Source organism: Microvirga zambiensis WSM3693, from assembly GCF_016735695.1.
GTDB classification, from domain to species: Bacteria; Pseudomonadota; Alphaproteobacteria; order Rhizobiales; family Beijerinckiaceae; genus Microvirga; species Microvirga zambiensis.
Genome location: NZ_JAERQD010000226.1, coordinates 1 through 677, shown reverse-complemented (window position 1 = coordinate 677; position 677 = coordinate 1). Strand labels below are relative to the sequence as shown.

1 protein-coding gene is annotated in these 677 nt (G+C 59.4%); it reads left to right on the top strand.

Annotated features, from left to right (window positions below; all coding sequences use genetic code 11):
- Nucleotides 1-60 precede the first annotated feature (60 nt).
- A partial coding sequence (locus JKL46_RS35020) for an IS6 family transposase (protein WP_201843056.1) occupies nucleotides 61-677 on the top strand: 617 nt, incomplete at its 3' end.

Here is a 677-nt window from a genome sequence, read left to right as displayed (position 1 = left end):
GGCACTGTTGCGGTAACCTCGGCAGTATAATCCAGAGCGGCCAATCGAGGAGCCGCCCTGTTGTCTTTGTTCAAGCGCCGCCGTTTCCCAGTCGAGATCATCCTGCTGTGCGTGCGCTGGTACTGCAAGTACGGGATCAGCTATCGCGATCTGGCAGAAATGATGTCCGAGCGCGGTGTCAGCGTTAATCCAAGCACGATCTTTCGCTGGGTTCAACGCTATGCCCCGGAGATTGAGAAGCGGGTGCGACCAAACCAGGGACCTCGCTCAGGCTCATGGCGGGTGGACGAGACCTATGTGCGAGTGGGCGGGCGCTGGCGATACTTGTTTCGAGCGGTCGACAAACACGGTCGTCTGATTGCCTCCATGCTGTCCGGCCGGCGTGATACTGGAGCCGCTTATCGCTTCGTACGCAAAGCTCTGAGGATGGTGAGCAACTATCCTCCCTCCTCCATCACGACCGACAAACTGGCATCCTATCCGAACGCCATTCGACGCTTGCAGGACGAAGGGCTGCTGTCGCAGGACGTCGAACATCGCACCTCGAAATACCTCAACAACATCATCGAGGCCGATCATGGCGCGCTCAAGCGCGTCATCCGGCCGACGCGCGGCTTCCAGACGATGAGAACCGCCGCCGTGACCCTGATGGGCTTCGAAACCATGCGCATGATCCG